Raw genomic sequence first — 23,018 nt, forward strand, 5'->3', positions numbered from 1 at the left:
TGTTCCCAAATGCTGGGAAAGTTCAGCGAGGCTGGCGATGATCCCAGAGATCCGGCCAGAAAACACCAATTTCTTCAGCCATCGTGTGAACCAGTGGGAGTGAAATCCCGACAACGTTGTGGTGATCGCCGTCGACCCCAGCAATGAAGGGCCCGCCAAGACCGTCGATCGTGAAAGACCCCGCAACGTGGAGCGGTTCGCCGGAGTCTACGTAGGCATCAATCTCGGCGTCGCTCATCGAGCCGAATCGGACGATGGTTGAAGTCGAGGCGTGGGTGCGCGCAATCAGAGCGTAGGAATCTAGCGGGGTAGAGGGGTCTCGCTCGACGAGCGCTGCGCTATGGCCGGTCCACAGAATTGCTTCGGAGCCTCTGAAAGCTCGGATGCGCTCGCGTGCAATTTCTGCAGTGTGGGGCTTGCCCAGCATCTGCCCGTCCTGCAACAGCATCGAATCGCACGCAACGACGAGGAGGCGTTCGCAGTGGGCCTCGTCGATCACAATCGTGCCATCGACTAAGCCGGAAATGACCGCACCGCACTTCGCGTCTGCCAGGGTTGTCACCTGATCGCCGGGCGAAGGAACGCCGGCGCTACGCGCGCAGAAGTCGGCGAGCACGAGGTCTTCATCAACGTCGGATATGCGAACAATAGGTGTGATGCCAGCGGAAATCAGAGTTGCTCGGCGAGCCGGTGACTTTGAGGCAAGAAGAAAACGCATAGGTCTATTTTGCCTTTTCAATCGGCAATTGATACATCTTGATAATTGTGTGCAGTAACTGCACGAATCTGTCAAACGTGATGTACGCTACTGAAGTATCTGTGTGGATCTGTATGTGAAGGGGAGAGATGGACAGCGCTGTGCCCAATGGCGAAGCTCAAGCTCACCAGTCTCAGTCCCCTACTTCGGACGACCATCAGACCGTTAAACGCTACGTTCCCCGCCTTTTGGGCGGTCCTCTGACGATGAGTGCCGACGAGCTCGCCCAGCACGCTGGTACTACCGTTGAACAAATCAATGACTTTTGGAATTCACTGGGATTCCGCCCCCCTGAGCCTGGCGAAAAGACGTTCACCGAACGTGATCTGGACGTGTTCGTCTCGTGGAACGACATGATTGATTCACAGGCGATTGACACGGCAACCAGCCATTCGCTTCTGAGGGCGAATTCCCACTTGGCCGATCGTCTAGCGCTGTGGCAGTGTGAAGCGCTTGTTGAAGACGCGGTGCGACGCCTAGGCTTGGATGACACGACGGCTCGCCTCTACGTTCTAGACCATATGAAGGACCGTGTCGAGGCATTCGAGAGGATGTTCATTCACTCGTGGCAGCGTCAGATGGAGGCATTGCTGTCGCGCTTGGATAAGGAAGTGTCCCAGCGCGGTCACGAGAACTCCAAGGCTCGGTTCCCACTCAATCGTTCGTTGGGCTTTGTCGACATGGTGTCCTACACGTCCTCGTCGACAATCCTGGGTGGTGAGGTCGTCGAACTGATCGAGCACTTTGAAGCCGAATCGCGTCAGGCGATCACGCAGGCTGGCGGTCGCGTGGTGAAGACGCTGGGCGATGCTGTTTTGTACATTGCCGACGATCTTGAGACCGGTTTGAACGTGATTTTTTCGCTGATTGAGCGCTTGAATGCGGATGATACGATCCTTCCTGTTCGTGCATCTTTCGTCCGTGGCGATGTCTTCTCACGTTCGGGTGACGTGTTCGGCCCGACGGTGAACTTGGCTTCTCGTTTGGTTGATATTGCGCCGGTCGGTCAGATTTTGACGGACCCAGCGACCGCTACTGCCGTTGCTTCGAAGGCGGGGGATGGGTATCGCTTGGAGGAATTCCCCTCCGCGGACCTCCACGGATTTGGTCCGGTTTCCCCCTACTTGCTGACGCTCCAAGACTAAGGGGGCCCGCTTTTATATACGAGGCCGGGCACTTTGACGTGCATGAGCTTCTCAACAAACCCGTGTCCAAAAGGTCAAGAAATCTGAAAGAAATTATCTTGAAAGTATATGATGGGGTACGTGACTACTGTTCTGCTCGTTGAAGATGATCCCGCGATCAGCGAACCTCTCGCTCGCGCCCTTGGCCGCGAGAACTACGAAGTGCGTGCGCACGGCACCGGTCGTGGCGCACTCGCTGAAGTAGATGGCGCTGACCTCGTTCTGCTTGACCTTGGCCTTCCAGACATGGATGGTCTGGATGTCGCGCGTGAAATTCGTGCGTCGGGAAAGAGCGTTCCGATTCTGATCCTGACGGCGCGCACTGATGAAGTCGATATGGTTGTTGGCCTGGATACCGGCGCCGATGATTACGTGACTAAGCCTTTCCGCCTTGCAGAACTTCTTGCGCGCGTCCGTGCTCTTCTGCGTCGCACGGGAACCGAAAGCGTCGAGGGTGACCTGGGCGCTCAGGATGTTCGCGTTGATGTGAACGCTCACCGTGCTTTCGTTGGTTCAACAGAATTACAGCTGACGGCGAAGGAATTCGACCTGTTGCGCGTACTGCTTCGCGACGCGGGAAGCGTTGTCGAACGTGACGCTCTGATGCGTGAGGTCTGGGGATCGGACCCGACAGGATCCACGAAGACTCTGGACATGCATGTCTCATGGCTTCGTCGAAAGCTTGGCGATGATGCGACCAAACCGCACTACATCACCACTGTCAGGGGTATGGGCTTCCGTTTCGAAGTTCGCTGACACACTGACAACCTTATGGGGCCCGCGGCGAATCCTTCGTCGCGGGTAACCTATTTCAGGGGAACGATCTGACAGCATCGCTTCGCCGGGAATCATAGGGAATGAAAGGGACCCATGCGTAAAAAAGCCGTTCGCATGATTGTCACTGCTGTTGCAGTGGTGTGTTTCCTGATGGGTATTCCCGGTGCGGTCGCAACCTCCACCATTGTGTGGAACTCTGATTGGGATCGCGTCCAATCCCGGGCACAGACGATTGTGAACACAATCGATCGTCGTATAGCGACTGGTGCAGATGTCGATCAAGACACGGTCACTTCTTTGGCGAAACCAGTGACCGACATGCAGGGGAATGCCTATATCAGTGTGAACACGCGCCAACACGGACTGATGCTTGCCGGGGAAAAACCCCGGGGAATGTCGTTCGTCGTGCATGCGTCATCCACGGCGGGAACGTCGATCCGCATGGAAGTATCCGCAGAACAAACGCTGAAACGTATCGCATTCGTGTTCGGAATCTTTATTGCCGGAATCGCAGTGTGCCTGCTGGTTGGTTTAGCCCTTGCCCTCCGCTTTTCACGCCAGCTATCCGCGCCCCTCATCTACCTGGCAGCCCACGCTGAGCAGGTCGGTGCGGGCCAGGTTCGTGCTCAGGTCAAACCTTCGGGCATCGAAGAAATCGACTTGGTCCAAGAAGAACTGTCGCGTACCAGTGAACGCATGGCGGGCAGGCTAGCTGCCGAACGTCAGTTCGCAGCCGATGCGTCACACCAGCTTCGCACTCCACTGACTGCACTTTCCATGCGCCTCGAAGAGATTGAAATGATCTCCACTGAACCCGAGGTACAAGAAGAAGCTCGCAACTGTCTCGAACAGGTCGAACGCCTCACGGGCGTTGTGGCTGAACTCCTTGATGCGAACGCCCGAGCATCTGCGCAAACTGAAGCAATCCACATTCTTGAAGCGTTCAACACACAGCGCGAAGAATGGGAACCCGCGTTCGAAAAAGCCGGGCGTAGCCTCGTATTCACCGACGAAGCTGAACTGCCGTTGCTTGCCGACGCCAGCAAGCTTTCCCAGGTCCTTGCCACATTGATTGAAAATTCGCTGAACTACGGTGAAGGCACAACCCTGGTCGTCGCACGGAAGTCGACGAACAAGCGCGGAGTCATTATCGAAGTCTCAGACGAAGGATCGGGTGTCGCCGATGATCTTGCTCCCGATATTTTTGCCAAGGGAGTTTCCGGCCACGGTTCGACGGGGATCGGCTTAGCACTGGCGAAAGACCTGACTCAAGCGATGGGTGGGCGTCTGGAACTGACACAGAACCATCCTCCGGTTTTCACCGTTTCGCTTTCTGCGATTCCTGCTTCGATGGACCCGGATCACGTCATGCCACAGGGATCGGTTGTCTCGATGGGGCGTCGTTCTCGTCGCTTCTGAAATTGGCGTTGCTTTCGCGCGCATCCCAATGGAAGAACAATGAGGCTCTGACGTCGCCGTGAACGTAGGTGCGCCCATAAGCCCCTTGCGACTAGATTAAGAGCCATGGATCAAGCCAAGGACACTCGTCCGGTTGTTGCAGTAATTGGCGGTGGGCAGCTTGCCCGAATGATGGCGGAAAGTTCGATCGCCCTCGGCTTTGAACTTCGTGCGCTTGTTGAATCCTCGGATGGGTCAACGGGACAGGCACTCGCCACGTCGATCGTCGGAATGCCAGGCGATACCGACGCCGTTGCACAGCTGATTGACGGTGCGGATGTGGTCACGTTCGAACACGAACATATTCCGGCTTCGGTCTTTGATGTCGCCAAGGGCCACCTTCCAGCAGAGCCCCCGCGAACCGCGTTGCTGTATGCCCAAGACAAACTTGCAATGCGCGAAAAGTTAACCGAGCTGGGCATTCCATGTCCCCGTTGGGCGAAAGTGTCCACCCTTGAAGAACTCGCCTCTTTCGGTGATGCTGGCACGTGGCCGATCGTCGTGAAGACTCCGGTCGGCGGATATGATGGCCACGGTGTACGAGTGATTCACCAAGCTGAAGACGCCGTCGATTGGCTTGCCAAAGGAACTCTTCTTGCCGAAGACTGCGTCCCCTTCACCTCAGAAGTCGCCTCCCTGAGCGCACGTACTCCCTCCGGTCAGATCGCATCCTGGCCGGTCGCATCCACCGAACAGGTGGACGGAGTCTGCTCCGTGGTTACCGCGCCTGCTCAAGGCCTGACTGAGGAAACACGTGCCCAGGCCACATCGATTGGTGAAACGGTCGCGCGTGAACTTGGCGTCACGGGTGTCCTAGCCGTCGAAATGTTCGTCGTCGGACAAGGAAGCGACCAGCACGTCCTTGTGAACGAGCTTGCGATGCGCCCACACAACACCGGCCATTGGACGATCGATGGGGCGTTCACCAGCCAATTCGAACAGCATCTTCGCGCTGTCCTTGACCTGCCCCTCGGTTCAACAGACCTCGTCAATCCTGGAACACACGCGGTCATGGTGAACCTGCTTGGCTCCGAATTCGTCGACCCAGCACGCCACCTTGCCTCTGCGCTCGCAGACCACCCGCGCGCCAAAGTGCATCTCTACGGCAAAGAGGTTCGCCCCGGGCGCAAACTCGGTCACGTCACCGTCGTCGACAAGGACCCAGCCGTTGCGCGCGCCGAAGCTGAAGCCGTTGTCGCCACTCTGCGTGGCTAACGCTCACATATTTCGCCTCTCGTTCTTCGTCACCGACGAGGCCGGGCGGCACTCACACCCCCGATCCGTAATCATGCCCGCATACATGACCCATTGACCGTTTTAGTGAAGGAACCATCGATGACAACCGAAACACACCAGCTCGATATCACTCTGACAAAGACCGGAGACAACCCTGCAGTCGGTATCGTCATGGGATCCGATTCCGACTGGCCCACCATGGAACCCGCTGTTGCTGCGCTCGCAGAATTCGCTATCGCCTGCGAGGTCGGTGTGGTCTCTGCACACCGTATGCCCGAAGACATGGTTGCGTACGGGCGAAGCGCTTCTGCTCGAGGTTTGCGCGTCATCATCGCTGGCGCAGGCGGTGCGGCGCACCTGCCGGGTATGCTCGCAGCCCTTACGGAACTTCCAGTCATCGGTGTTCCCGTTCCTCTCAAACACCTTGATGGTGTCGATTCCCTGCACTCGATCGTCCAGATGCCGGCAGGCGTTCCCGTTGCTACGGTTTCGATTGCCGGTGCGCGCAATGCTGGCCTTCTGGCAGCACGAATCCTTGGAGCAGGTGAAGGAGCCCAGGCCGAGAAACTGCGCGCCCAAATGCGTCAATTCCAAGTTGCTCTGCGCGACGTTGCAACGGCAAAGGGGAGCGCCCTAGCTGACACAGTGAAAGCTTCGTTGAGCTAAGCATTAACGCCAAGACAAACGTGGCTCCGCAAGATTCCCGCGGGCATCGTGGCTCGCACTGTGTGTGACGGAAGTACGACCTAGCTGGGCCTCGCCAATAGGTGGACAAAGGCGGAAGAAACCGACGAAGTCCTTTGAGGCGGCTATACGGCGACTAGGATGAGAGCATGAGCATTCTTGTCACTGGTGGCGCTGGATATATCGGATCCCACGTAGTCCGACTGCTATTGGAACGAGGCGAAAAGGTCATCGTTGTCGATGATCTTTCAACGGGCACAGCATCAAGGGTAGAAGGCGCAAAACTCATCACTCTTGATATCGCTACCGATAGCGCAAGCACAGATCTTGCGAACGTCATGCTGGATGAAGACGTCACTGCCGTTGTTCATTGTGCAGCACGAAAGCAGGTAGGGGAGTCGGTTCGACGCCCCATGTGGTACTACCAGCAGAACATTGGTGGCCTCGCGAACGTCCTTCGCGCCATGAACGATGCTGGTATTGAACAGATCATCTTCTCATCGTCAGCCTCTGTTTACGGAATGCCGGACGTTCATATCATTAGCGAAGATACCGAATGCCATCCGATTAATCCCTATGGTGAAACGAAGCTTATAGGCGAGTGGATGATGCATGACTGCGAGGTCGCATGGGGCCTCAAATGGATCGGGTTGCGCTACTTTAATGTTGCCGGTGCTGGTTGGGATGATCTAGCAGATCTGGCAATCTTGAACGTGGTTCCGATGGTTCTCGATCGTGTTGAACGCGATGAGCCCGCCAGGATTTTCGGATCGGATTATGACACTCCGGACGGTACATGCGTTCGCGACTACATCCACGTTCGAGATCTTGCAGAAGCTCATATCGCTGCCCTCGATGCTCTTGCTGATTCTCGTCCACTTCAACATAACGTCTTCAACGTTGGAACCGGGAGGGGCACTTCTGTCCGCGAAATCATTGACGGACTGCGCCGTGTTGCCGGTTGGGATTTCGAAGTCGTTGAGGAATCGCGGCGTGCGGGTGATCCCCCCGTCCTTGTTGGGGACGCAACACGGATCAGTGAAGAACTCGGTTGGGTAGCACGCCATACGCTTCACGATATTTTGGAGTCAAGTTTTTCCGGCTGGCAGGCCGGACCTCGCCGTATCGACGTGACAAAGTACATGAAGTAAGTCTTCGATTACTTGCGGTGTGGGGGATGATCGTTACGACCATCCCCCACACACCGTTGCATGATCTTCAGCTTGAAACTGAGAATTAACCGTTGATGATATTGAAATCTTCGATGGAGAGTGCGCCTGAACGCAGCTTCTCAAAGAAATCAGGAGCTGTTGTTCCTTCAAGAAGGACAGCAGAGGTACCCATATCAGTCTGATAGTTAACCTCGTCGATTGGGGGCGCACCGATCAATCCGTTATTCGATGCAGAGCGGAAGGCCAAAACAAGCTTCGCAACATCGACAACGGACGAATCCTCATCAACAGTGAAGGACTCAGAGCCAGCTCGCTCAAGGCGTAAAGTACGTGCAGGGTTAACAAATGTTTCGGTGCTTGCGGACTTGTCAATAACTTTTGAAATCACCTGACGTTGCCGCTCAGCACGACCAATATCGCCCTTCGGATCCGAGTAGCGCATACGTGAGAAGGCTAGGGCTGTCATCCCATCAACGTCGCTACATCCAGCTTGCCAGACAAGCCCAGAAGGATCATCGCTGACATCACCGTCGAAACATACATTGATTCCGCCAACGGCATCGACAATATTCGCAACGCCACCCATGCCGACCTGAACATAGTGATCAACGTGCAATCCGGTCAGATTTTCAACTGTCTGTGTCAGCAGATTTGCTCCACCATATGCGAAAGAAGCATTGATCTTGTCCCAGCCGTAGCCGGGGATCTCCACGTAGCTGTCGCGCGGGATGGAGAGGGCTGTTGCTTGACCATTCTGAGCGACGTGAACCAACATAATGGTGTCCGAGCGATCATTCCCGTCAAAATCATCCTGCACTGCGCCGTCTGCGCGGGAATCAGATCCCGCTAAAAGATAGGTTGTACCGGGCGTGTTCGCTCCGCTTGTCAAAGCGTTTGTTCGACCAAGGTGAGAATTAGCATCCCACACCAAAAAAGCTCCCCACGCAACGATCAGGACAAGAAGGGCGACCACAAGGGAGACGAGTTTGCGTCCCCAATGAGCAGAACGTTTCTTTGGTGCTACAGGGTGACGAAGCGACGCTTTCGAAGAGACAGCGTTCGTTGATTGAAGGCGCGGTTGAAAGCGTTGAACAGAAGACTGGGTTGTCGACATTCCACGTTGGCGAGATTCCTGAGTAGGTGGAGTATGAGTGATCCCGCTAGGCTTCGACATCGTGCGACCCGGAGTATAAGCAGGGGGATTTGCTGTTTGCCGATGCTCGCTTGAATCTGAGTTTCGCCCCACGCGATGTTTGCGTCCGGGAGCAAAAGATGGAGGAAGATTTTCAGCAGGTTGGTCAGCGGTTGTTGGGAGCAAAGAACGCTTCGGCATCTGTTCATCTGCTGATTCTGATCCGATTCGCCACGCATGCGGTTCGGCATCGTCTGCCGCAATACCGCTGACACGAGGGCGTTCACGGAGCCGAATAACGGGGCGCTGAAGAACCTGATCCTTCGAATCTGCTCCCGATTCTGAGGACGAAATAGCTCGCTGTTCGACAGAGAGGCGAGGAATGCCCGGAGAATCAGGGTGGCGTGTCTCGCCATTCACCTTCTTTACATCCGCGCGTGTAGGACGCTTTCGACCAGATGAAGGGACGAAAGAGGGAGGTTCGGTGCTCATCGGTTCGGGGGACAGGTTGCAGGGACAGGTTGAGCGGTGTCGGTGGAAGCAGATGATGCAGTACCTGACACGGCAGTCGTGTCAGATTCATCTTGTTCTTCAATGACTCCGCCGGAAGAGGAGGAAGAAGCCTGAGCAACTGATTGAGTGGAATCAGCAGGTGCGTCTTCATAAGGGATCGTCATTTGAGCCCCGGTCCCGTCGGTGTACTCTGTACCTCCTGGTAGCTGAGTGTCAGTTGCTAATGCCTGCCACAATGGTCGCGAAAGGTATTCAATCTCAATCACTCGGTTGGGATCCTCGGGGGCTTCAGCCCACGGCATCGTTGTGAAGCGAATGTTCGATGCCTGCAACTTCAGCATGGAGGCAAACAGACCGGCATCAGCGTTAATGTCGCCGAAGTTCGGTGACACTGTAAGAGAAGCAATTGCTGCCTGAACGAAAGAAATCAGGGCGGGGAAATCAGTAATAAAGTTTCGGGACAAAAGTTCACGAAGCGCTGCCGCGATCAGCTGTTGCTGGCGTCCAATACGAGAAATATCTGAACCGTCGCCGACATTTTTACGAGCGCGCGCGTACGCTAGCGCGCTATTCGCGTCGAGGTACTGGCACCCTGCCTCAAGATCGAGACCGGACGCGGGATCGTACATTTCTTCAGGAATATCTAGCCACACGCCACCGACAGCATTGATCAACCCTTTAAAGCCGGTGAAGTCAACAACAATGAATCCGTCAATCGTTAAACCAGTCAGTTCTTCGACCGTTGCTTTGGTACAGGCAACGCCACCTGCCAGATCGTTTGTGCCGGCACCCATTGCAAATGCTGAGTTAAACATTCCGTAGTACGACGACGTAATCGAACCATCTGAACGCATACACGAAGGGATATGGGTCAGAAGATCGCGAGGAATGGAGACAAATGTGACTTCCGAACGATCGGCGGAAATATGGGCGATCATTGTCGTGTCGGACTGAATCGTCGTCAGTTCTTCGGCGTCACCGTAGTCAGAGCTTTGGTTATAGCGTGAGTCGACACCGGAGACAAGAATATTGATCGGTTGTCCCACATAAGCATCGATGAGCTTCATTGGTTCTGGTTTGGTGGATTGAGGTGTCTCAAGCGCGGAAATATCCAGCGACGCGTTCTTCACCTGATTGGCAAGGCTCCGATAGACGAAAGCTGCAGTGGAGCCAACGAATAGCGTCACGGTCAAAAGAGATGCGAGCACGGTTCGCAGAACACCAAAACGGAAGGGGTTCCGTGCGGCATGCTGAACCAGGTTTGCCCGATTCTTCAACGTTTTTTTACTCATCGGTGTCGATCGTAGCGTGAATAGAAGCGTTTTCGGCGGTTGGGCACCCAAAAGTGGCGTTTTTAATCGCCCGTGTTGTTCAGAGTGGTACTTGGCTCACTTGAGGGATTCCCGGGCTCGTCGGTGGTGTGAGTATGCGTCGTCAGAGGGGATTCACGCGAAGGTGGGTCGTTGCGAAGCGCGACTTGGCGGGCAAGAAGAGTGATTCGTTTTTCCAGCGCCATGGAATTGCGATATGACGCGCTCATCTGGGCGAGTACACAGATAATGAGGGCGTAAACCAAAAGGTTAATGCCCCGTTCTACACCGACAACTCGCGCAATCTGGTTCAGAAGTGGCGGATACACAATTGTGATGATGGCAAAGATAACGATGACGAGGATCAGTAGCCGTTGCGCGGCAAGATGCGATTGGCTTTGAACTGGGCGAACCAGTAGCCACGTGACAAGGGCAAGACCGATGATCAGTAGGGCGCGGATAAGAAAATACTCTGTCATCATCGCTCCCACATAAGATCAACAAGAATATTGACGCCGTTTAAAAGGGATTGTCCCTTAGCTTGCGAATAGTCCGAATACGTGATGTGGACCGGGTACTCAGCATAAGGCAAGTGAGTGCGTGCCAACTGAGAATTAATCTCCGAGGCGTGTGCCATGCGGTTGTGATGCAGGTGCACGTGGCTAAAAGCATCACGGTTCAGAGCTCGAAGCCCGTTGTGTGCATCCGACAGACGAAGCCCCCCGAGTAGACCGGAAATGAATGCCACTGTTCTTAGAGCAACGCGACGTAGTAGCGGAACGGACTTGCCGTGTCTTCCTAAGAAACGAGATCCAAGCACGAAACCCAGCTGATTCTCTTTCCCGTATTCCACCATTGAACGAGCATCTTTCGGATCGTGTTGACCGTCAGCATCAAAAGTGACAATCCAGCGCGCCGATGTATGAGTCTTCACCCATTCGATTCCTGTTTGCAGAGCTGCGCCCTGACCAAGATTGATCGGGTGGGTAATGACAGTGGCTCCATGTGAGCGGGCGACCTTGGCAGAATCATCGTTTGACCCGTCGTCTACACAGAGAATCCGAGAAAAATAAGGCATCAAAGCATCGATAACGGTGCCGATCATCTGTCCCTCGTTGTACGTAGGGATGATGATCCACGTATCGTCATCAATCCTCATGATCGCTATTCTCGCACTCTTATATGCAGCGTGGCGACGTGAGCGTATGGGGATGAAGAGTATTGAGAGGAAAGAAACGTCGCCGGTACAGTAGGAGTGTTGCCTATGAAAGGACGACCGGTGAGTATTCAGGCAAGCGCGGATGTGAGCGAGAACGCCTCAGTTCCGCCTTCGTGCGCGGTTTGGCATTGCGCTCAGATTCGCGAGGCCGCGATTCTGGGCGAGAACTGCATCATCGGTCGCGGCGTGTATATCGGCGAAGGTGTCAGGCTGGGAGCTAACTGCAAAGTTCAGAACTATGCCTTGGTGTACGAACCTGCCCTATTGGGTGACGGAGTTTTTATTGGGCCAGCAGTCGTCCTGACAAACGATCATTTTCCACGAGCAGTGAACGTAGATGGCTCCATCAAATCTGCTGATGATTGGCAACCTGTCGGCGTCACAATTGGTGATGGAGCTTCCGTGGGTGCGCGAGCTGTTGTGGTTGCTCCCGTCTCAATTGGTCGTTGGGCGATGGTTGCAGCAGGCGCTGTTGTTACGCGAGATGTTCCAGACTATGCCCTTGTCGCTGGTGTTCCTGCCCGACAGGTTGGCTGGGTAGGAACGGCTGGCGTTCCACTGAAAGAGATTGAGGGGCAACCGTCGCGTTTGCGTTGCCCCAAGACGGGTGAAACCTACACTGTCGTTGGCGATACTGTCCTGACGAAAGACGATGACTGATGCCTGCAATGATTCCTGCCGCCCATCCCCTTATCGGCGAAGAGGAAGTAGACGCTGTTTGCCGAGTTTTACGTTCTCGAATGCTTGCCCAGGGTAAAGAAGTCGCCGCATTTGAAAACGAGTTTTCAGCTCAGCTTGCTGGTGGCGCCAACGCCGTTGCCGTTAATTCAGGAACTTCTGCGCTTCATTTGGGTCTTCTTGCATCGGGGGTCGGCGTCGGCGACGAGGTTATTGTTCCGTCGTTTACTTTCGCGGCAACGGGCAATGCAGTTGTACTCGCCGGAGCAACGCCTGTTTTTGCTGACATTGATCTTGACACGTTCTGTCTGAGTCCCGCTTCGGTTGAAAATGCAATCACTGAGCGAACGAAAGCCATTATGCCGGTTCACCTCTATGGTCATCCGGCGCCGATGAATGAGCTGAAAGCGCTCGCGGACAAATACTCGCTTATGCTCTTTGAAGACGCGGCCCAAGCACACGGGGCTCAGCTTGATGGTCAATTTGTTGGAACATTTGGAGCATTTGGAGCTTTCAGTTTCTATCCGACGAAGAACATGACATCCGGTGAGGGTGGCATGGTGACGACAATGGATCAGACGATTGCACGAAACGTTCGTCTTTTGCGTAACCAAGGTATGGAACAACGGTATGCGAATGAGCTGGTTGGCTTGAACAACCGCATGACCGACATCCATGCGGCAATCGGGCGGGTGCAATTGACGAAAGTTGGACAGTGGACCAAGCAACGTCAAGCTCATGCCGCATTCTTTGACACTCATTTAGAAGGAGTAATTGTTCCTCGTGTCGCTGAGGGAGCGACTCACGTCTATCACCAGTACACGATTCGTCTGATTGATACTGATCGAGACCGTTTCATGAAGGCATTGGCTGAGGAATGGGGAGTGGGAAGCGGAGTGTATTACCCGATTCCGAATCATAGGCTTGAGTCATTGAAACCCTATGCGCCATCGACCGAACTCGACAATACGCTTCGCGCTGCGCGCGAGGTATTGTCGTTGCCCGTATATCCATCCTTGATCGACCAGCAACGTGAACGCATCGTTGAAGCCGTGAACACGCTTGCTCGCGCTGGGGCGTGAGGTTTCGATGACTATTCGTTTGGGTATCGTTGGCGTTGGCTCAATGGGGCGCCATCACGTTCGCATTGCTCGACAAACCGATGGAGTTGAGCTGGTTGCCCTTGTTGATCCAGCAGGAGATCGCTTTGGTGTCGGCAATGGCATGAAAGTTCTGCCTGGCGTTGATGACATGATTTCCCAAGGTATTGATGCGGCGATCGTTGCTGTACCGACGGTGTTCCATGAGCAAGCGGCACTGAGCCTTGCTGACGCTGGTGTTCACACATTGGTTGAAAAGCCACTTGCCACGTCATACGAAGCGGGCAAGAAGATCGTTGAAGCATTCGATAATGCTGGTGTTATCGGTGCTGTTGGCTACGTTGAGCGCTGTAACCCTGCGCTCATGCAAATGCGTCAGCGCATCGCTGGCGGTCAGCTTGGAAGAATTTTTCAGATTTCAACCAGGAGGCAATCACCTTTCCCGGCGCGCATCTCCGACGTCGGTGTAGTGAAGGATCTGGCAACGCATGACATTGATCTTGCGCAGTGGGTGACGGGGAGTAGCTATCGGACAATCTTTGCCCAAACGGCGTATCGTTCGGGACGCGAAGATGAAGACATGCTGGTTGCTTCGGGATGTTTGGATAATGGCATCTTGGTCAACCACCAGATCAACTGGCTTTCTCCCTATAAAGATCGCACGACGATTGTCGTTGGAGAGAAGGGGGCCCTGGTCGCCGATACTGCGATGGCGGACCTGACGTTCTACGAAAACGGCTCAACACGCGTTCAGTGGGATCAAGTGGCAGCTTTTAGGGGTGTCAGTGAGGGAACAGTGACTCGCTATGCGATTGATAAGCGTGAACCTCTTGTTGTTGAACAGGAGAACTTCCGCGATGCGATCAACGGTATAGGGGCGAATCATGTTTCGATGCGTGAAGCTTTAGAGACCCTACGAATCACGGAAGCGATACTGGAGTCTGCGCGCGAAGGGTACGCGGTGACCCTGTAACAAATAGGGGCTCAATGGCGTGATACTGGTGAATTCACATTGTTTCCATTAACAACATGTGTCACACTAGCAACATCTGTCACCGCGTTTTGGAGTAATTGTGCGCCGATTGTCTATTGTGTCGCTTCTGAGTGTGGGCGCGTTAGCTGCTGCTCTTGCCCTTCAGCCATCGACGCCTTCGACTGCTACTGACTTAGTTCTTCCCTCTGACATGGATGTTGCTCCTGCCACGGTTTCCATTGCTGATATTCATGGCATGGAAGACATCGCTGAAGCTCCCATGGAAGAAAAAGTCGCTCCAAGTGAATACGGAACTGGTGAAAGTGAAGATCCGTTCCTTGTTGAGGTTGAACAGCGCTCTCTTCACAATGCTTCCGAAGTAGTTCCCGAAGAGAATGAAGAATCTGTTCTGCACGTCGCGTCTGATCTTCCTTCAGGTGTTGTTATTGCCGGTGTTGTGTTCGAAGACGGTATTAAAGAAGGCGCAGTCACGATCGCATACCGAAGCGAAGCCGATGGTATGTGGTCTGGCTGGACAGACGTCGAACTTGAGGATGCTGTTGCTGAGACAATGACGCAGAGCACGAATCCCATTTATCTTGAGGATGCCTCGAAAATCGAAGCTGTCGTGAAAGCGGCGCCTGGCACTGATACTGATGTCCAGGCCCTGGGGAACGTTCATGTGAGCGTGGTGTACACCGAAACCCAGGAAAATGAACTTGGCTCTGATTCTTCGTTGAAGAAGGTTGACTTCAAGGAGCAACCGGGCGCGCGTGCAGTGAATACTGGTGTACGAGGCGCCTCGTACAACACTGGAATGCAGGGACTGAATATTTTGTCCCGTGGCGAATACGGTCTGCCATGGTCGTCAGGTTGGACTCCTGAAGCGATTAGGCCTCAGGGTGTTGTTATCCACCACACTGCCTCGGACAACAGCTACTCTAAGGCAAGCGCCGCGGCGACGGTGAAGGGTATTTGGAATTTTCACACCAACGTGAATGGTTGGGGTGATGTGGGCTACCACTTCCTCGTTGATCGCTATGGCACCGTATATGAAGGTCGCGAAGGATCTTTGACTGGCTTCTACGAAGGCGGTCATGCCTACGGTGCGAACACGAACACGCTGGGCATTTCTGTTGTCGGAAACTTCGTCTACGAAGAACCGCCATATGTAGCTCAGAACTCCGTGGCAAAGCTCGCTGCGTGGCTCTTTAAACGAATCGGTATCGAGGATCCCTACAAGGGCATCTGGGTTCAGGGGCAGCCAGCCGGTGGTCGTTGGATTCCAGCATTGTCGGGTCACCGTGACGTCGGGGGAACAGAGTGCCCAGGTCAAGCGTTCTATGACAAGCTTCCGCGTCTGCGTAAGGTTGTTGCCAGCCTCGTTAAAGGCAACAACGCTTGGATTGACGGAGCAGGCAATGTTCAGGAGACTCCCAGAGCTGTTCCCGCTGAAGGCGGACGTCTTTCGGGCGCAGACCGCGATTCCACCGCAATTGCCATTTCGCAAGCGCGTTTCCCCTCGGGAGCGACGACAGCCTATCTGGTGAACCGCCTGTCGCCGGTTGATGCTTTGGCTGCCGGCGTCGTTAAAGACGGGCCAATTCTCTTCGCTTCACGCGGGGGAGTGAAGCCTGAAACAGTCAACGAAATGAGACGCCTTGGTGTTTCAAAGGTCGTCATGGTTGGTGGAACCGGAGTCTTGCCAGATTCGCTCTGGAACTCGCTCCCGGGTGTTTCTCGAGTGCGCTTGGGCGGAACTGATCGTTTTGATACTGCTCGTCGTGTTGCTTCATACGTGTTTCCCACGACATCCGCAGCGGTTTACGTTGCAGATGGCTTGGGTGTGAACGGCGTTGGCTCAGCTGACGCTCTGGTTGCTGCAAACGCCGAAGACGGGCCGATTCTCTTGGCGAAGCCGGGAGTTGGCTTGGATAGTGCGTCTGCTTCTTTGGCATCAAAGCTGGGTGGAAAGAGGTATCAGCTGGGCTCGGTGTCGCTAGCTGCTGGTGCCACCTCGCTCGGAGGGACAGACCGGTACTCCACGTCGGTTGCTTCAGCGCGTCATTCGTATCCGACAAAGCCTTCAATTGTCTATCTTGTCCGCGGCGATGTTTTCATGGATGGTGTTGCATCAGGCACCCTCACGGATGGTCCTCGTCTGTTGACCGAAACCGCTTCACTGCCCTCCAGTGTCTGCGACTACTTGAAGGACGTTAAACCCAAGAAGGTTGTCGCTCTAGGCGGAACCGGTGCTGTTTCAGACGAAGTTCTCATGAAAGCCCGGATGTGCGCAAGTAGGTGACCAGAAACAGCAAAGTGGGCGCGAAAGGAGAATTCCTCACAACGCCCACGGTGTTTTCGGACTCCGCGCGCTCAGAAGGCTGTTGAGTGTGTGAGCTGACTGTAGATATCCCGTAGTTGTTCGATTGCGCGTGTGACACTGCGATTCTTTTTGACCCAGCGTGACGCATGCTGAGCGCGTTCTTCACGCTCAGATTCGTTCATGCTCAACAGGGCTGTCATCTGGGATGCAAGGGATTGCACATCGCGCTCCGTTACGAGATGTTCACTCCACGATGGTGCGACCATTTCAGGAGTTCCACCGACCCGATTCGCGATAACGGGGGTCCCGCACGCTTGCGCTTCAAGAAGGACAAGTCCGGCGGCTTCGGCTCTACCGTTCGTTGTTTGGGTGGGGAGTACGAGGCCGGTCGCGCAACGCATCCACTTGCGGACCTCTTCCTTTGTTGCGCGTCCGAGCACGTGAATTGATGGGTCGGCGGAAGCGGCCTTGTCGACTTGAGAACGTAGCGGCCCATCTCCGATCAGGACAAGGCGATGGGGGTACGAACTTAAGAGGGAATCGTGAGCAGAAAGCAGGTCGGGGATCCCTTTGAGCTCGCTCAGCGCTCCGACGAAAAGCAGGATTGGATCATCGGTGGCAAGCGGAGATTGTTCGCCGGTGATGGAAGAAGTGGCGGGAGTCCACCAGCTGGTGTCGACGCCTTGGTAATGAACAGTCAGTTTGCGGGCATCTACTCCAGATTGAACAGCTTTGTCAGCAAGGAACCTCGACACGGCGAGCACCTGTGTAGATTGATGGAACGCAGCCTCAATATTGAGGTCATTCCAATATGCGCCGGCTCTTCTCGGTATAGAGGGAAGATGGATTCCAAGGTTGGAATGATGATAGGCATCCCCGCCGTGCACGGTTGTCACCAGTGGAACACCGAGCTTGCGTGATGCTCGAGCCGCTGGAAGAGACCACGTTGCCTGCTGTTGATGAATGATGTCGGGGTGGCTGGCAACAATCATGCGTGTCATGGCGTGCCCATACGCCCATTTCGCAGCGCGTTGAACTGTAGGGGCAAGACGATCGGGAACCACCTGGAGAACAGGAATGCTCATTGATGGATCATCGATGAACGCCGTACGAGTCACGATGGTCCAGTCGATATCCGGCATTGCGAGCGCATGGGCGGTGGCGAAATACGTGGGAGGAATCGACAGAGTGCCTTTGGTCAGTGTGACTTTCATTCGGTATCTGCCTGTTCAACGGTCATGGGCGCCACGACACTAGTGCGTGGCGTAACGGGGTAAGACTCCGTATTGTCAGACTTATCCCAGACTCTAGCAACGCGAACCGTGAGCGCGGTGAGGCCGGCAAGTAACAGTGCCTGGACGATGGAGACAACCCAGAGCGTGGTGACGATCGGAAAGCCTGCGCCACCCATGATATGGATGATTCCAAGGGGAGTTGTCGCATACACGCACGCGAATGCGAGCATCAGACCTTGCCTGTCTGTGACAACGAAAACCGTTGAAATCGGCGATGTCACGACATTGAGCAGAAGCCAGGGGAGGAGGGCTTGAGCAATCAGCCCAGACTGTTCCCAACCGACCCCCAAATACCAGGGGAACAACGAAGGAGCGATCAAGGCAAGCAGAACGAAGGGACCGATGGAGGCGAAGAAGGATAAACGGATCGATCTACGGACTGTCATCAACAGCGTTCCGCGGGGTGCAACAGCGAGGGAACGATAGGTCACTTGAGAAACTGCGCTGGTGATCAGAGCTACGGGCGCTTGCATGAGGAGCCACGCTTTGGCAAACTGCCCCTGCGGATCAGCTGAATACCACACGCCAATGAGCAGGACGATTCCGTTGACTCGCACAGCGTCAACCAACGCATTGGGAGCGTTAAGTAACGGCATTCGCCGATAGCGGCGCAGGAGTTGCTTCGTGGTGCGTCCGCCAGTCTCGGGGGCGACGAGGCTCGATCGGCCACGATACAGCAGAGTAGAAGTAGAGAGGACCTGCCCGAAGAACTGGCTGAAAAGCTGACCCGTTAGGGGAGCTAAGCCAGCAAACGGGGCTCCGATGCGGCTCAACTCAATACCGGCAGAATTGAGCACCCTATTTGATGAAATGACTGAGAATCGTTCGACTCGAGTGAGCCAGTAATTCATCACTGACGTGACGGAAAGGCACATGACAACAATGCCTGACCAGCCAAGAATCCCCGCCAATTCCTCGTGGTTTAAAGCGCGGGAAATCGGGCGGGCAAAGATCCAACAGAATACGGATGTCAGTACTGCAACGATGGATGTCAGCGTGAGCGAAACGCGGACAAGGCGTCGCGCCTCGTTGTCACAGTCGGGAAGCACGATTGCCATGTCGTATCTGCCAGCACTCACGCCCGCGACAATCTGCGCAACAGCAAGGAACGCAGCAAATGATCCAATATCTTCGGGAGTATAGAGGCGCCCGATGATGGGGGTTGTCACAAGGACAATCAGCTGTGCAATGACGGTTCCCGTCAGAAGCGTCGAAATATGTGCCAGCTGAGGATGTTCAGCTCGCATTCGACGCAGGATAGACGGACCCATACGTGCAATTGTGCCATTACGGTGTCTGCTTGGAGTATCAGGGGAGAGTGCTGCACACTTAAAGAGTGAAACGACGACGCTCACCATCGCGATCAAAGGCTCGTGTCGTTATTGCGACCCGTACTTTTACGCCTGATCCAGCTGCCGCGGCACTTCGCTTGAGTGCTCTCGCTCGTGCCCTGCATGCGCGCGGGGCTCAGGTGAGTGTTTTCACCTCAAAACCCGAAAAATCACTGCGGAGCCTCCCACTCCCATCGTGGATGAACGATATCGACGTCAGGCGCTGGCCGGTTCTTCGTGACGCAACGGGAGCAGTACGCGGATACGTTCCCTATATATCTTTCGACGTTCCGCTCTTTTTCCGCCTGCTAACGGCGAAACGCCCAGATGCAGTGGTCAACGAACCGCCACCGACCACCGGTCTTGTTACCGCTATGGCATGCGGTATACGGCGTATTCCTCACATTTACTTTGCGGCGGATATCGTGTCGGACGCGGCGCGCGCCCAAGGAACCACTGGACTTGTCGTTGACGCGGTGACGTGGATGGAACGAACCGCAATGAAGCGAGCAACGGCAGTCATCGCCGTATCCCAGGGTGTCGCGGATCGAGTCCAGGCCATTTCAGGTCGGGAAGCAGTCGTCGTCCCCAATGGCATTGATACGACCCGCGATGAAACAAGCGACGGCAAATTGAGCGGGGATCGTGGCCTCGTCCCCGAAGGATTCCCCCAAACTTCAGGCCCCGTCTTCCTCTACGCGGGCACAGTCGCCCAGTGGCTCGCTCCGGAGATCTTTATCGATGCGTTCGAAAAGGTGAAGGAGAAGCTTCCGGAGGCGCGCCTCATTTATTTAGGGCAGGGGAGTGCGTGGGCGCAGTTGCGCGATCGCGCTCGCGGGATTGCTGGAATTGAATTCCACCCAACTGTCAGCGCCGAGGAAGCCCAACGCTGGTACGCGCTCGCCACTGCGTCGCTTGCCTCAATGAAGCCCGGCGCCTACGACTACGCGTATCCGACGAAGATTTTATCGTCCCTTTCAGCGGGAACTCCTGTTATTTTTGCTGGTCCCGGGCAGGCTGCACTCGACGTGGCGGAAGCAAACCTGGGGTGCGCAGTTGATGTAGATGTCGATGCGGTGTGTGATGCGATGGTTGAGCTGTCAACTCTTGATGACAATGATCCGCGCTGTGATCGTGCGCGCCTTCATCGCTGGGTTGTAGAACACCGATCGGTTGCGGTCTCATCTGCGCGAGCTACCGCAATCGTGCTGGAAGTGGCTCAATCTTCACGCTGAGTTTCAACAGGGGGTCACTTCGGGGAACCTGCGACTCAATGTGCTGATGTGGGAGCGAACTATTCGTTAAGAACATCCCAACATGTCGCGCATGATTCCGCGTGCGACTTCAGCTTCCTTCTCAAAGCAGAGCTCGGGTGCGGCGGTGTGCGAAGCCTGTTTGAATTGGTCAACCACTTCTGGTGTCAGCTGGCGCAGGGAATCAACGATTTGAGGAACCTCGTACCCGGCGGAGATGACGCCCAGTTCGTGTTTTTCGAGTAAAGCGGTCATTTCAATGCTCGGCCCAATTGCCAGGGCAAGACGTGCCTGCACAAAGTCGAAGAACTTATTGGGTAGCGTGAGGCGTGCGTTTGTTGTCACCGGTGGCATCCAGAATGCACCAATGTCGTAGGCGTTCAGGGTGGCCGGCAGGTCAGCGGGAGCGACAGGATCGTGGAAACGAACGAGGTCCGAACCGGATGCTCGCGCCTTCAATTCTTTGAGATAAGCGCCCTTATCCCCACCGGGCACCACGTACAGGTCAAGGCTGAAATCGCCGTCCGTAGCCAGGGCTGCGTCGATCGTTGTTTCGAGGCTACGCCCGGGCACTGCCGCACCCGAATGGACGATGCGTAGTGGCCCGTGTGTAGGAGTAGTTGATGGCGTGAGGTCCGCGAAAGGAGCGGCATTACGCATGAGCTGCGGGCGAACACCATAACGGCGCTCGTAGAGCTTCATAATTTCGGTGCCAACCGTCGTCGCATTCGCGACCCTGGGAAGATAACGCTCACAGACCGAATCGATCCACGGCGCAATAAGGATCCTCCACGCTGCAACGTGGGTGCGCTCTTCAGGTGCCCACTCGTGCAGGTCAGCCCAGATCGGTGCAGACTGGGCGGCCTCGTACGCAAGCGGAAGTGCGCGCGCATCGTTGGCGATCACTGCGTCGAAGTGACGTGCCCGTAAGTCGTCAATGACTGCGCGCGTGCCGGGGGCTGCCAAGTCCGATGCGCGGTGGCAATGAAGTGCCAAGCACGCAACTCCCAGGGGAGTCTGGGGCAACGAGGCCGCGCCTGCTGGGATTTCAACATGATGCGTGGAATAGGGCGTCGCAGGACCGTATCCGCAGGTCGTGATGTCACCAAACTCAGCAACGACGCTGAGCTGACGCAGTACGCGGGCATCGCGCATAAGCGGAGAAAATGAGAGGACCAGAATCTGGGGACGTGACATGGAATTCATTCTATCTATCTGCTGTGTGCGCCCACGGATACCGGCGCTCCGCGCGTGAATCAAGAGAGTCACGGCTTCTTCAGCGCATACTTGATGGCGAACAGAGCCCTGAAGGAGTACCCGTGCGTATCGCTGTTGTTGCCCTCGGAAAAATTGGACTGCCACTGGCCGTGCAGTATGCGATGAAAGGGCATGACGTCATCGGCGTCGACGTGAATGAAACGACCGTTGACCTGGTGAATAAGGGTGTCGAACCTTTCCCAGGTGAAGCGCACCTTGATGAATACGTGCGCGACGTTGTTGCTTCAGGGGGCTTGCGTGCGACAACGTCGTATGAAGAAGCGATTCCCGGCGCTGACGCTGTTGTCCTTGTCGTTCCGCTTTTCGTTAATGACAAGACGTGGGAGCCGGATTTCGGGTGGATGGATGATGCGACGCGCTCGCTGGCCACGCATCTCACTCCGAACACACTTATTTCCTATGAGACCACGCTGCCCGTGGGTACCACCCGCAACCGGTGGAAGCCAATGATCGAGTCGATTTCGGGATTGAAGGAAAAGCAAGACTTCCATCTCGTCTTCTCACCCGAACGCGTGCTGACCGGACGAGTCTTTGCTGACCTGCGTAAATACCCGAAGCTGGTTGGTGGGCTGAACGATGCGGGAACAGCGGCGGGCATTGCTTTTTATGAAGCGGTTCTCGACTTCGATGAGCGCGCTGACCTGCCTTCCCCCAACGGAGTCTGGGATATGGGAAGCGCCGAGGCTGCAGAGATGGCGAAACTCGCTGAAACTACCTACCGCGATGTCAACATTGGCTTGGCCAACCAGTTTGCAGTCTATGCGGACAAGGTGGGGATTGATGTTGAGCGAGTGATCGACGCGTGCAATTCCCAGCCCTACTCGCATATCCACCGTCCGGGGATCGCAGTGGGAGGACACTGTATTCCCGTCTACCCGCGTCTCTACCTGTCGACCGACCCGGATGCATCGATCGTGCGCACTGCGCGTTCCTACAACGCGACGATGCCGGAATACGTTGTGTCTCGCGCGGAGTCCGTGCTGGGTTCGCTAGCGGGGCTACGAGTTGCGGTTCTAGGTGCCTCGTACCGTGGGGGAGTGAAAGAGACGGCGTTCTCCGGCGTGTTCGCCACGGTTGAGGCTCTGCGCGCTCGCGGGGCAAACGTCGCCGTTCATGATCCGATGTACTCAGACGATGAGTTACGAGGCTTCGGTTGGGAGCCGTATCATCTGGGGGCTGATGTGTGCGACTGTGCCATTGTTCAGGCCGATCATGCACTGTACCGCACGCTCACCCCAGCGGATTGCCCAGGAATTCGTCTGCTACTCGATGGGCGTCGCGTGACCTCACCCGAGTTGTGGGCGGGGGTGCCACGCGTCGTTATTGGTGAATAACGTGCCAG

At 55.4% G+C, this 23,018-nt stretch carries 20 protein-coding genes; 12 read left to right on the plus strand and 8 right to left on the minus strand.

The window, feature by feature from the left end; translation table 11 throughout:
• Positions 1–22: 22 nt before the first annotated feature.
• Positions 23–718 carry a Maf family protein gene (locus tag QP381_RS07495; RefSeq protein ID WP_103632015.1) on the minus strand — a complete coding sequence of 232 codons (696 nt, stop codon included), beginning with the start codon at positions 716–718 and terminating at the stop codon, positions 23–25.
• A 128-nt stretch (positions 719–846) separates the two neighbouring features.
• On the opposite strand from QP381_RS07495, the gene QP381_RS07500 reads away from it, so the two are divergent.
• The 6 genes from QP381_RS07500 (at position 847) to galE (ending at position 7,247) form a co-directional block, all read left to right on the plus strand.
• The gene (locus QP381_RS07500) at positions 847–1,902 is read left to right on the plus strand and encodes an adenylate/guanylate cyclase domain-containing protein (RefSeq protein ID WP_103632014.1); all 1,056 of its coding nucleotides are present in this window, start codon (positions 847–849) and stop codon (positions 1,900–1,902) included.
• 120 nt (positions 1,903–2,022) lie between these two features.
• Complete coding sequence (locus tag QP381_RS07505) at positions 2,023–2,697, plus strand: response regulator transcription factor (RefSeq protein ID WP_103632065.1); 675 nt, start codon at positions 2,023–2,025, stop codon at positions 2,695–2,697.
• Between the two features lie 114 nt (positions 2,698–2,811).
• Positions 2,812–4,137, plus strand: a complete 1,326-nt coding sequence (locus QP381_RS07510; RefSeq protein WP_179369818.1) for an ATP-binding protein — start codon at positions 2,812–2,814, stop codon at positions 4,135–4,137.
• Between the two features lie 105 nt (positions 4,138–4,242).
• Entirely contained in the window at positions 4,243–5,391 is a 1,149-nt protein-coding gene (locus tag QP381_RS07515; RefSeq protein ID WP_179369817.1) for a 5-(carboxyamino)imidazole ribonucleotide synthase, read from the plus strand.
• Between the two features lie 120 nt (positions 5,392–5,511).
• A complete protein-coding gene (purE, locus tag QP381_RS07520) occupies positions 5,512–6,078 on the plus strand; it encodes a 5-(carboxyamino)imidazole ribonucleotide mutase (protein ID WP_103632011.1) in 567 nt (188 codons plus the stop codon).
• Between the two features lie 167 nt (positions 6,079–6,245).
• Entirely contained in the window at positions 6,246–7,247 is a 1,002-nt protein-coding gene (gene galE, locus QP381_RS07525; RefSeq protein ID WP_179369816.1) for a UDP-glucose 4-epimerase GalE, read from the plus strand.
• An 85-nt stretch (positions 7,248–7,332) separates the two neighbouring features.
• Here galE and QP381_RS07530 read toward each other — a convergent pair whose 3' ends face one another.
• The 4 genes from QP381_RS07530 to QP381_RS07545 all read right to left on the minus strand — a co-directional run bounded on the left by QP381_RS07530 (position 7,333) and on the right by QP381_RS07545 (position 11,382).
• Complete coding sequence (locus QP381_RS07530; protein WP_285068249.1) at positions 7,333–8,892, minus strand: LCP family glycopolymer transferase; 1,560 nt, start codon at positions 8,890–8,892, stop codon at positions 7,333–7,335.
• A complete protein-coding gene (locus tag QP381_RS07535; RefSeq protein WP_285068251.1) occupies positions 8,889–10,205 on the minus strand; it encodes an LCP family protein in 1,317 nt (438 codons plus the stop codon). The genes QP381_RS07530 and QP381_RS07535 overlap by 4 nt, the downstream gene beginning before the upstream one ends.
• Positions 10,206–10,267: 62 nt before the next feature.
• On the minus strand, positions 10,268–10,702 hold the full coding sequence (locus QP381_RS07540; RefSeq protein ID WP_103632006.1) for a DUF2304 domain-containing protein: 435 nt from the start codon (positions 10,700–10,702) through the stop codon (positions 10,268–10,270).
• Complete coding sequence (locus QP381_RS07545; RefSeq protein WP_101627541.1) at positions 10,702–11,382, minus strand: glycosyltransferase family 2 protein; 681 nt, start codon at positions 11,380–11,382, stop codon at positions 10,702–10,704. Before QP381_RS07545 ends, QP381_RS07540 begins: the two co-directional genes overlap by 1 nt.
• A gap of 105 nt (positions 11,383–11,487) precedes the next feature.
• On the opposite strand from QP381_RS07545, the gene QP381_RS07550 reads away from it, so the two are divergent.
• The 4 genes from QP381_RS07550 (at position 11,488) to QP381_RS07565 (ending at position 16,498) form a co-directional block, all read left to right on the plus strand.
• Positions 11,488–12,102 (plus strand): acyltransferase, encoded by a 615-nt coding sequence (locus QP381_RS07550; RefSeq protein WP_285068255.1) that lies wholly within the window; start codon positions 11,488–11,490, stop codon positions 12,100–12,102.
• Positions 12,102–13,202 carry a DegT/DnrJ/EryC1/StrS family aminotransferase gene (locus tag QP381_RS07555; protein WP_285068258.1) on the plus strand — a complete coding sequence of 367 codons (1,101 nt, stop codon included), beginning with the start codon at positions 12,102–12,104 and terminating at the stop codon, positions 13,200–13,202. Before QP381_RS07550 ends, QP381_RS07555 begins: the two co-directional genes overlap by 1 nt.
• A gap of 7 nt (positions 13,203–13,209) precedes the next feature.
• Positions 13,210–14,193 carry a Gfo/Idh/MocA family protein gene (locus QP381_RS07560; protein WP_285068260.1) on the plus strand — a complete coding sequence of 328 codons (984 nt, stop codon included), beginning with the start codon at positions 13,210–13,212 and terminating at the stop codon, positions 14,191–14,193.
• A gap of 100 nt (positions 14,194–14,293) precedes the next feature.
• Positions 14,294–16,498: a cell wall-binding repeat-containing protein gene (locus QP381_RS07565; protein WP_219585339.1), complete on the plus strand. Its 2,205-nt coding sequence runs from the start codon at positions 14,294–14,296 to the stop codon at positions 16,496–16,498.
• Positions 16,499–16,569: 71 nt separating this feature from the next.
• Here the strand turns inward: QP381_RS07565 and QP381_RS07570 are convergent, their stop codons facing one another.
• Entirely contained in the window at positions 16,570–17,733 is a 1,164-nt protein-coding gene (locus QP381_RS07570) for a glycosyltransferase family 4 protein (protein WP_219585337.1), read from the minus strand.
• The gene (locus QP381_RS07575) at positions 17,730–19,085 is read right to left on the minus strand and encodes a lipopolysaccharide biosynthesis protein (RefSeq protein WP_219585335.1); all 1,356 of its coding nucleotides are present in this window, start codon (positions 19,083–19,085) and stop codon (positions 17,730–17,732) included. Before QP381_RS07575 ends, QP381_RS07570 begins: the two co-directional genes overlap by 4 nt.
• A 65-nt stretch (positions 19,086–19,150) precedes the next feature.
• Between QP381_RS07575 and QP381_RS07580 the strand changes: the two genes are divergently transcribed.
• The gene (locus QP381_RS07580; protein ID WP_219585333.1) at positions 19,151–20,380 is read left to right on the plus strand and encodes a glycosyltransferase; all 1,230 of its coding nucleotides are present in this window, start codon (positions 19,151–19,153) and stop codon (positions 20,378–20,380) included.
• Between the two features lie 66 nt (positions 20,381–20,446).
• Here the strand turns inward: QP381_RS07580 and QP381_RS07585 are convergent, their stop codons facing one another.
• Complete coding sequence (locus QP381_RS07585) at positions 20,447–21,595, minus strand: hypothetical protein (protein WP_285068269.1); 1,149 nt, start codon at positions 21,593–21,595, stop codon at positions 20,447–20,449.
• A gap of 122 nt (positions 21,596–21,717) precedes the next feature.
• On the opposite strand from QP381_RS07585, the gene QP381_RS07590 reads away from it, so the two are divergent.
• Positions 21,718–23,010 (plus strand): nucleotide sugar dehydrogenase, encoded by a 1,293-nt coding sequence (locus QP381_RS07590; RefSeq protein ID WP_103631999.1) that lies wholly within the window; start codon positions 21,718–21,720, stop codon positions 23,008–23,010.
• Positions 23,011–23,018: the final 8 nt, after the last annotated feature.

The sequence above is a fragment of the Pauljensenia sp. UMB6358 genome, from assembly GCF_030216865.1.
Taxonomy (GTDB): domain Bacteria; phylum Actinomycetota; class Actinomycetes; order Actinomycetales; family Actinomycetaceae; genus Pauljensenia; species Pauljensenia turicensis_A.

Coding starts and splice junctions, on each gene's coding strand:
- QP381_RS07495 (WP_103632015.1), bottom strand. CDS start 718: ATGCGTTTTCTTCTTGCCTCAAAGTCACCGGCTCGCCGAGCAACTCTG.
- QP381_RS07500 (WP_103632014.1), top strand. CDS start 847: ATGGACAGCGCTGTGCCCAATGGCGAAGCTCAAGCTCACCAGTCTCAG.
- QP381_RS07510 (WP_179369818.1), top strand. CDS start 2,812: ATGCGTAAAAAAGCCGTTCGCATGATTGTCACTGCTGTTGCAGTGGTG.
- QP381_RS07515 (WP_179369817.1), top strand. CDS start 4,243: ATGGATCAAGCCAAGGACACTCGTCCGGTTGTTGCAGTAATTGGCGGT.
- purE (WP_103632011.1), top strand. CDS start 5,512: ATGACAACCGAAACACACCAGCTCGATATCACTCTGACAAAGACCGGA.
- galE (WP_179369816.1), top strand. CDS start 6,246: ATGAGCATTCTTGTCACTGGTGGCGCTGGATATATCGGATCCCACGTA.
- QP381_RS07530 (WP_285068249.1), bottom strand. CDS start 8,892: ATGAGCACCGAACCTCCCTCTTTCGTCCCTTCATCTGGTCGAAAGCGT.
- QP381_RS07535 (WP_285068251.1), bottom strand. CDS start 10,205: ATGAGTAAAAAAACGTTGAAGAATCGGGCAAACCTGGTTCAGCATGCC.
- QP381_RS07540 (WP_103632006.1), bottom strand. CDS start 10,702: ATGACAGAGTATTTTCTTATCCGCGCCCTACTGATCATCGGTCTTGCC.
- QP381_RS07545 (WP_101627541.1), bottom strand. CDS start 11,382: ATGAGGATTGATGACGATACGTGGATCATCATCCCTACGTACAACGAG.
- QP381_RS07550 (WP_285068255.1), top strand. CDS start 11,488: ATGAAAGGACGACCGGTGAGTATTCAGGCAAGCGCGGATGTGAGCGAG.
- QP381_RS07555 (WP_285068258.1), top strand. CDS start 12,102: ATGCCTGCAATGATTCCTGCCGCCCATCCCCTTATCGGCGAAGAGGAA.
- QP381_RS07560 (WP_285068260.1), top strand. CDS start 13,210: ATGACTATTCGTTTGGGTATCGTTGGCGTTGGCTCAATGGGGCGCCAT.
- QP381_RS07570 (WP_219585337.1), bottom strand. CDS start 17,733: ATGAAAGTCACACTGACCAAAGGCACTCTGTCGATTCCTCCCACGTAT.
- QP381_RS07575 (WP_219585335.1), bottom strand. CDS start 19,085: ATGGGTCCGTCTATCCTGCGTCGAATGCGAGCTGAACATCCTCAGCTG.
- QP381_RS07585 (WP_285068269.1), bottom strand. CDS start 21,595: ATGTCACGTCCCCAGATTCTGGTCCTCTCATTTTCTCCGCTTATGCGC.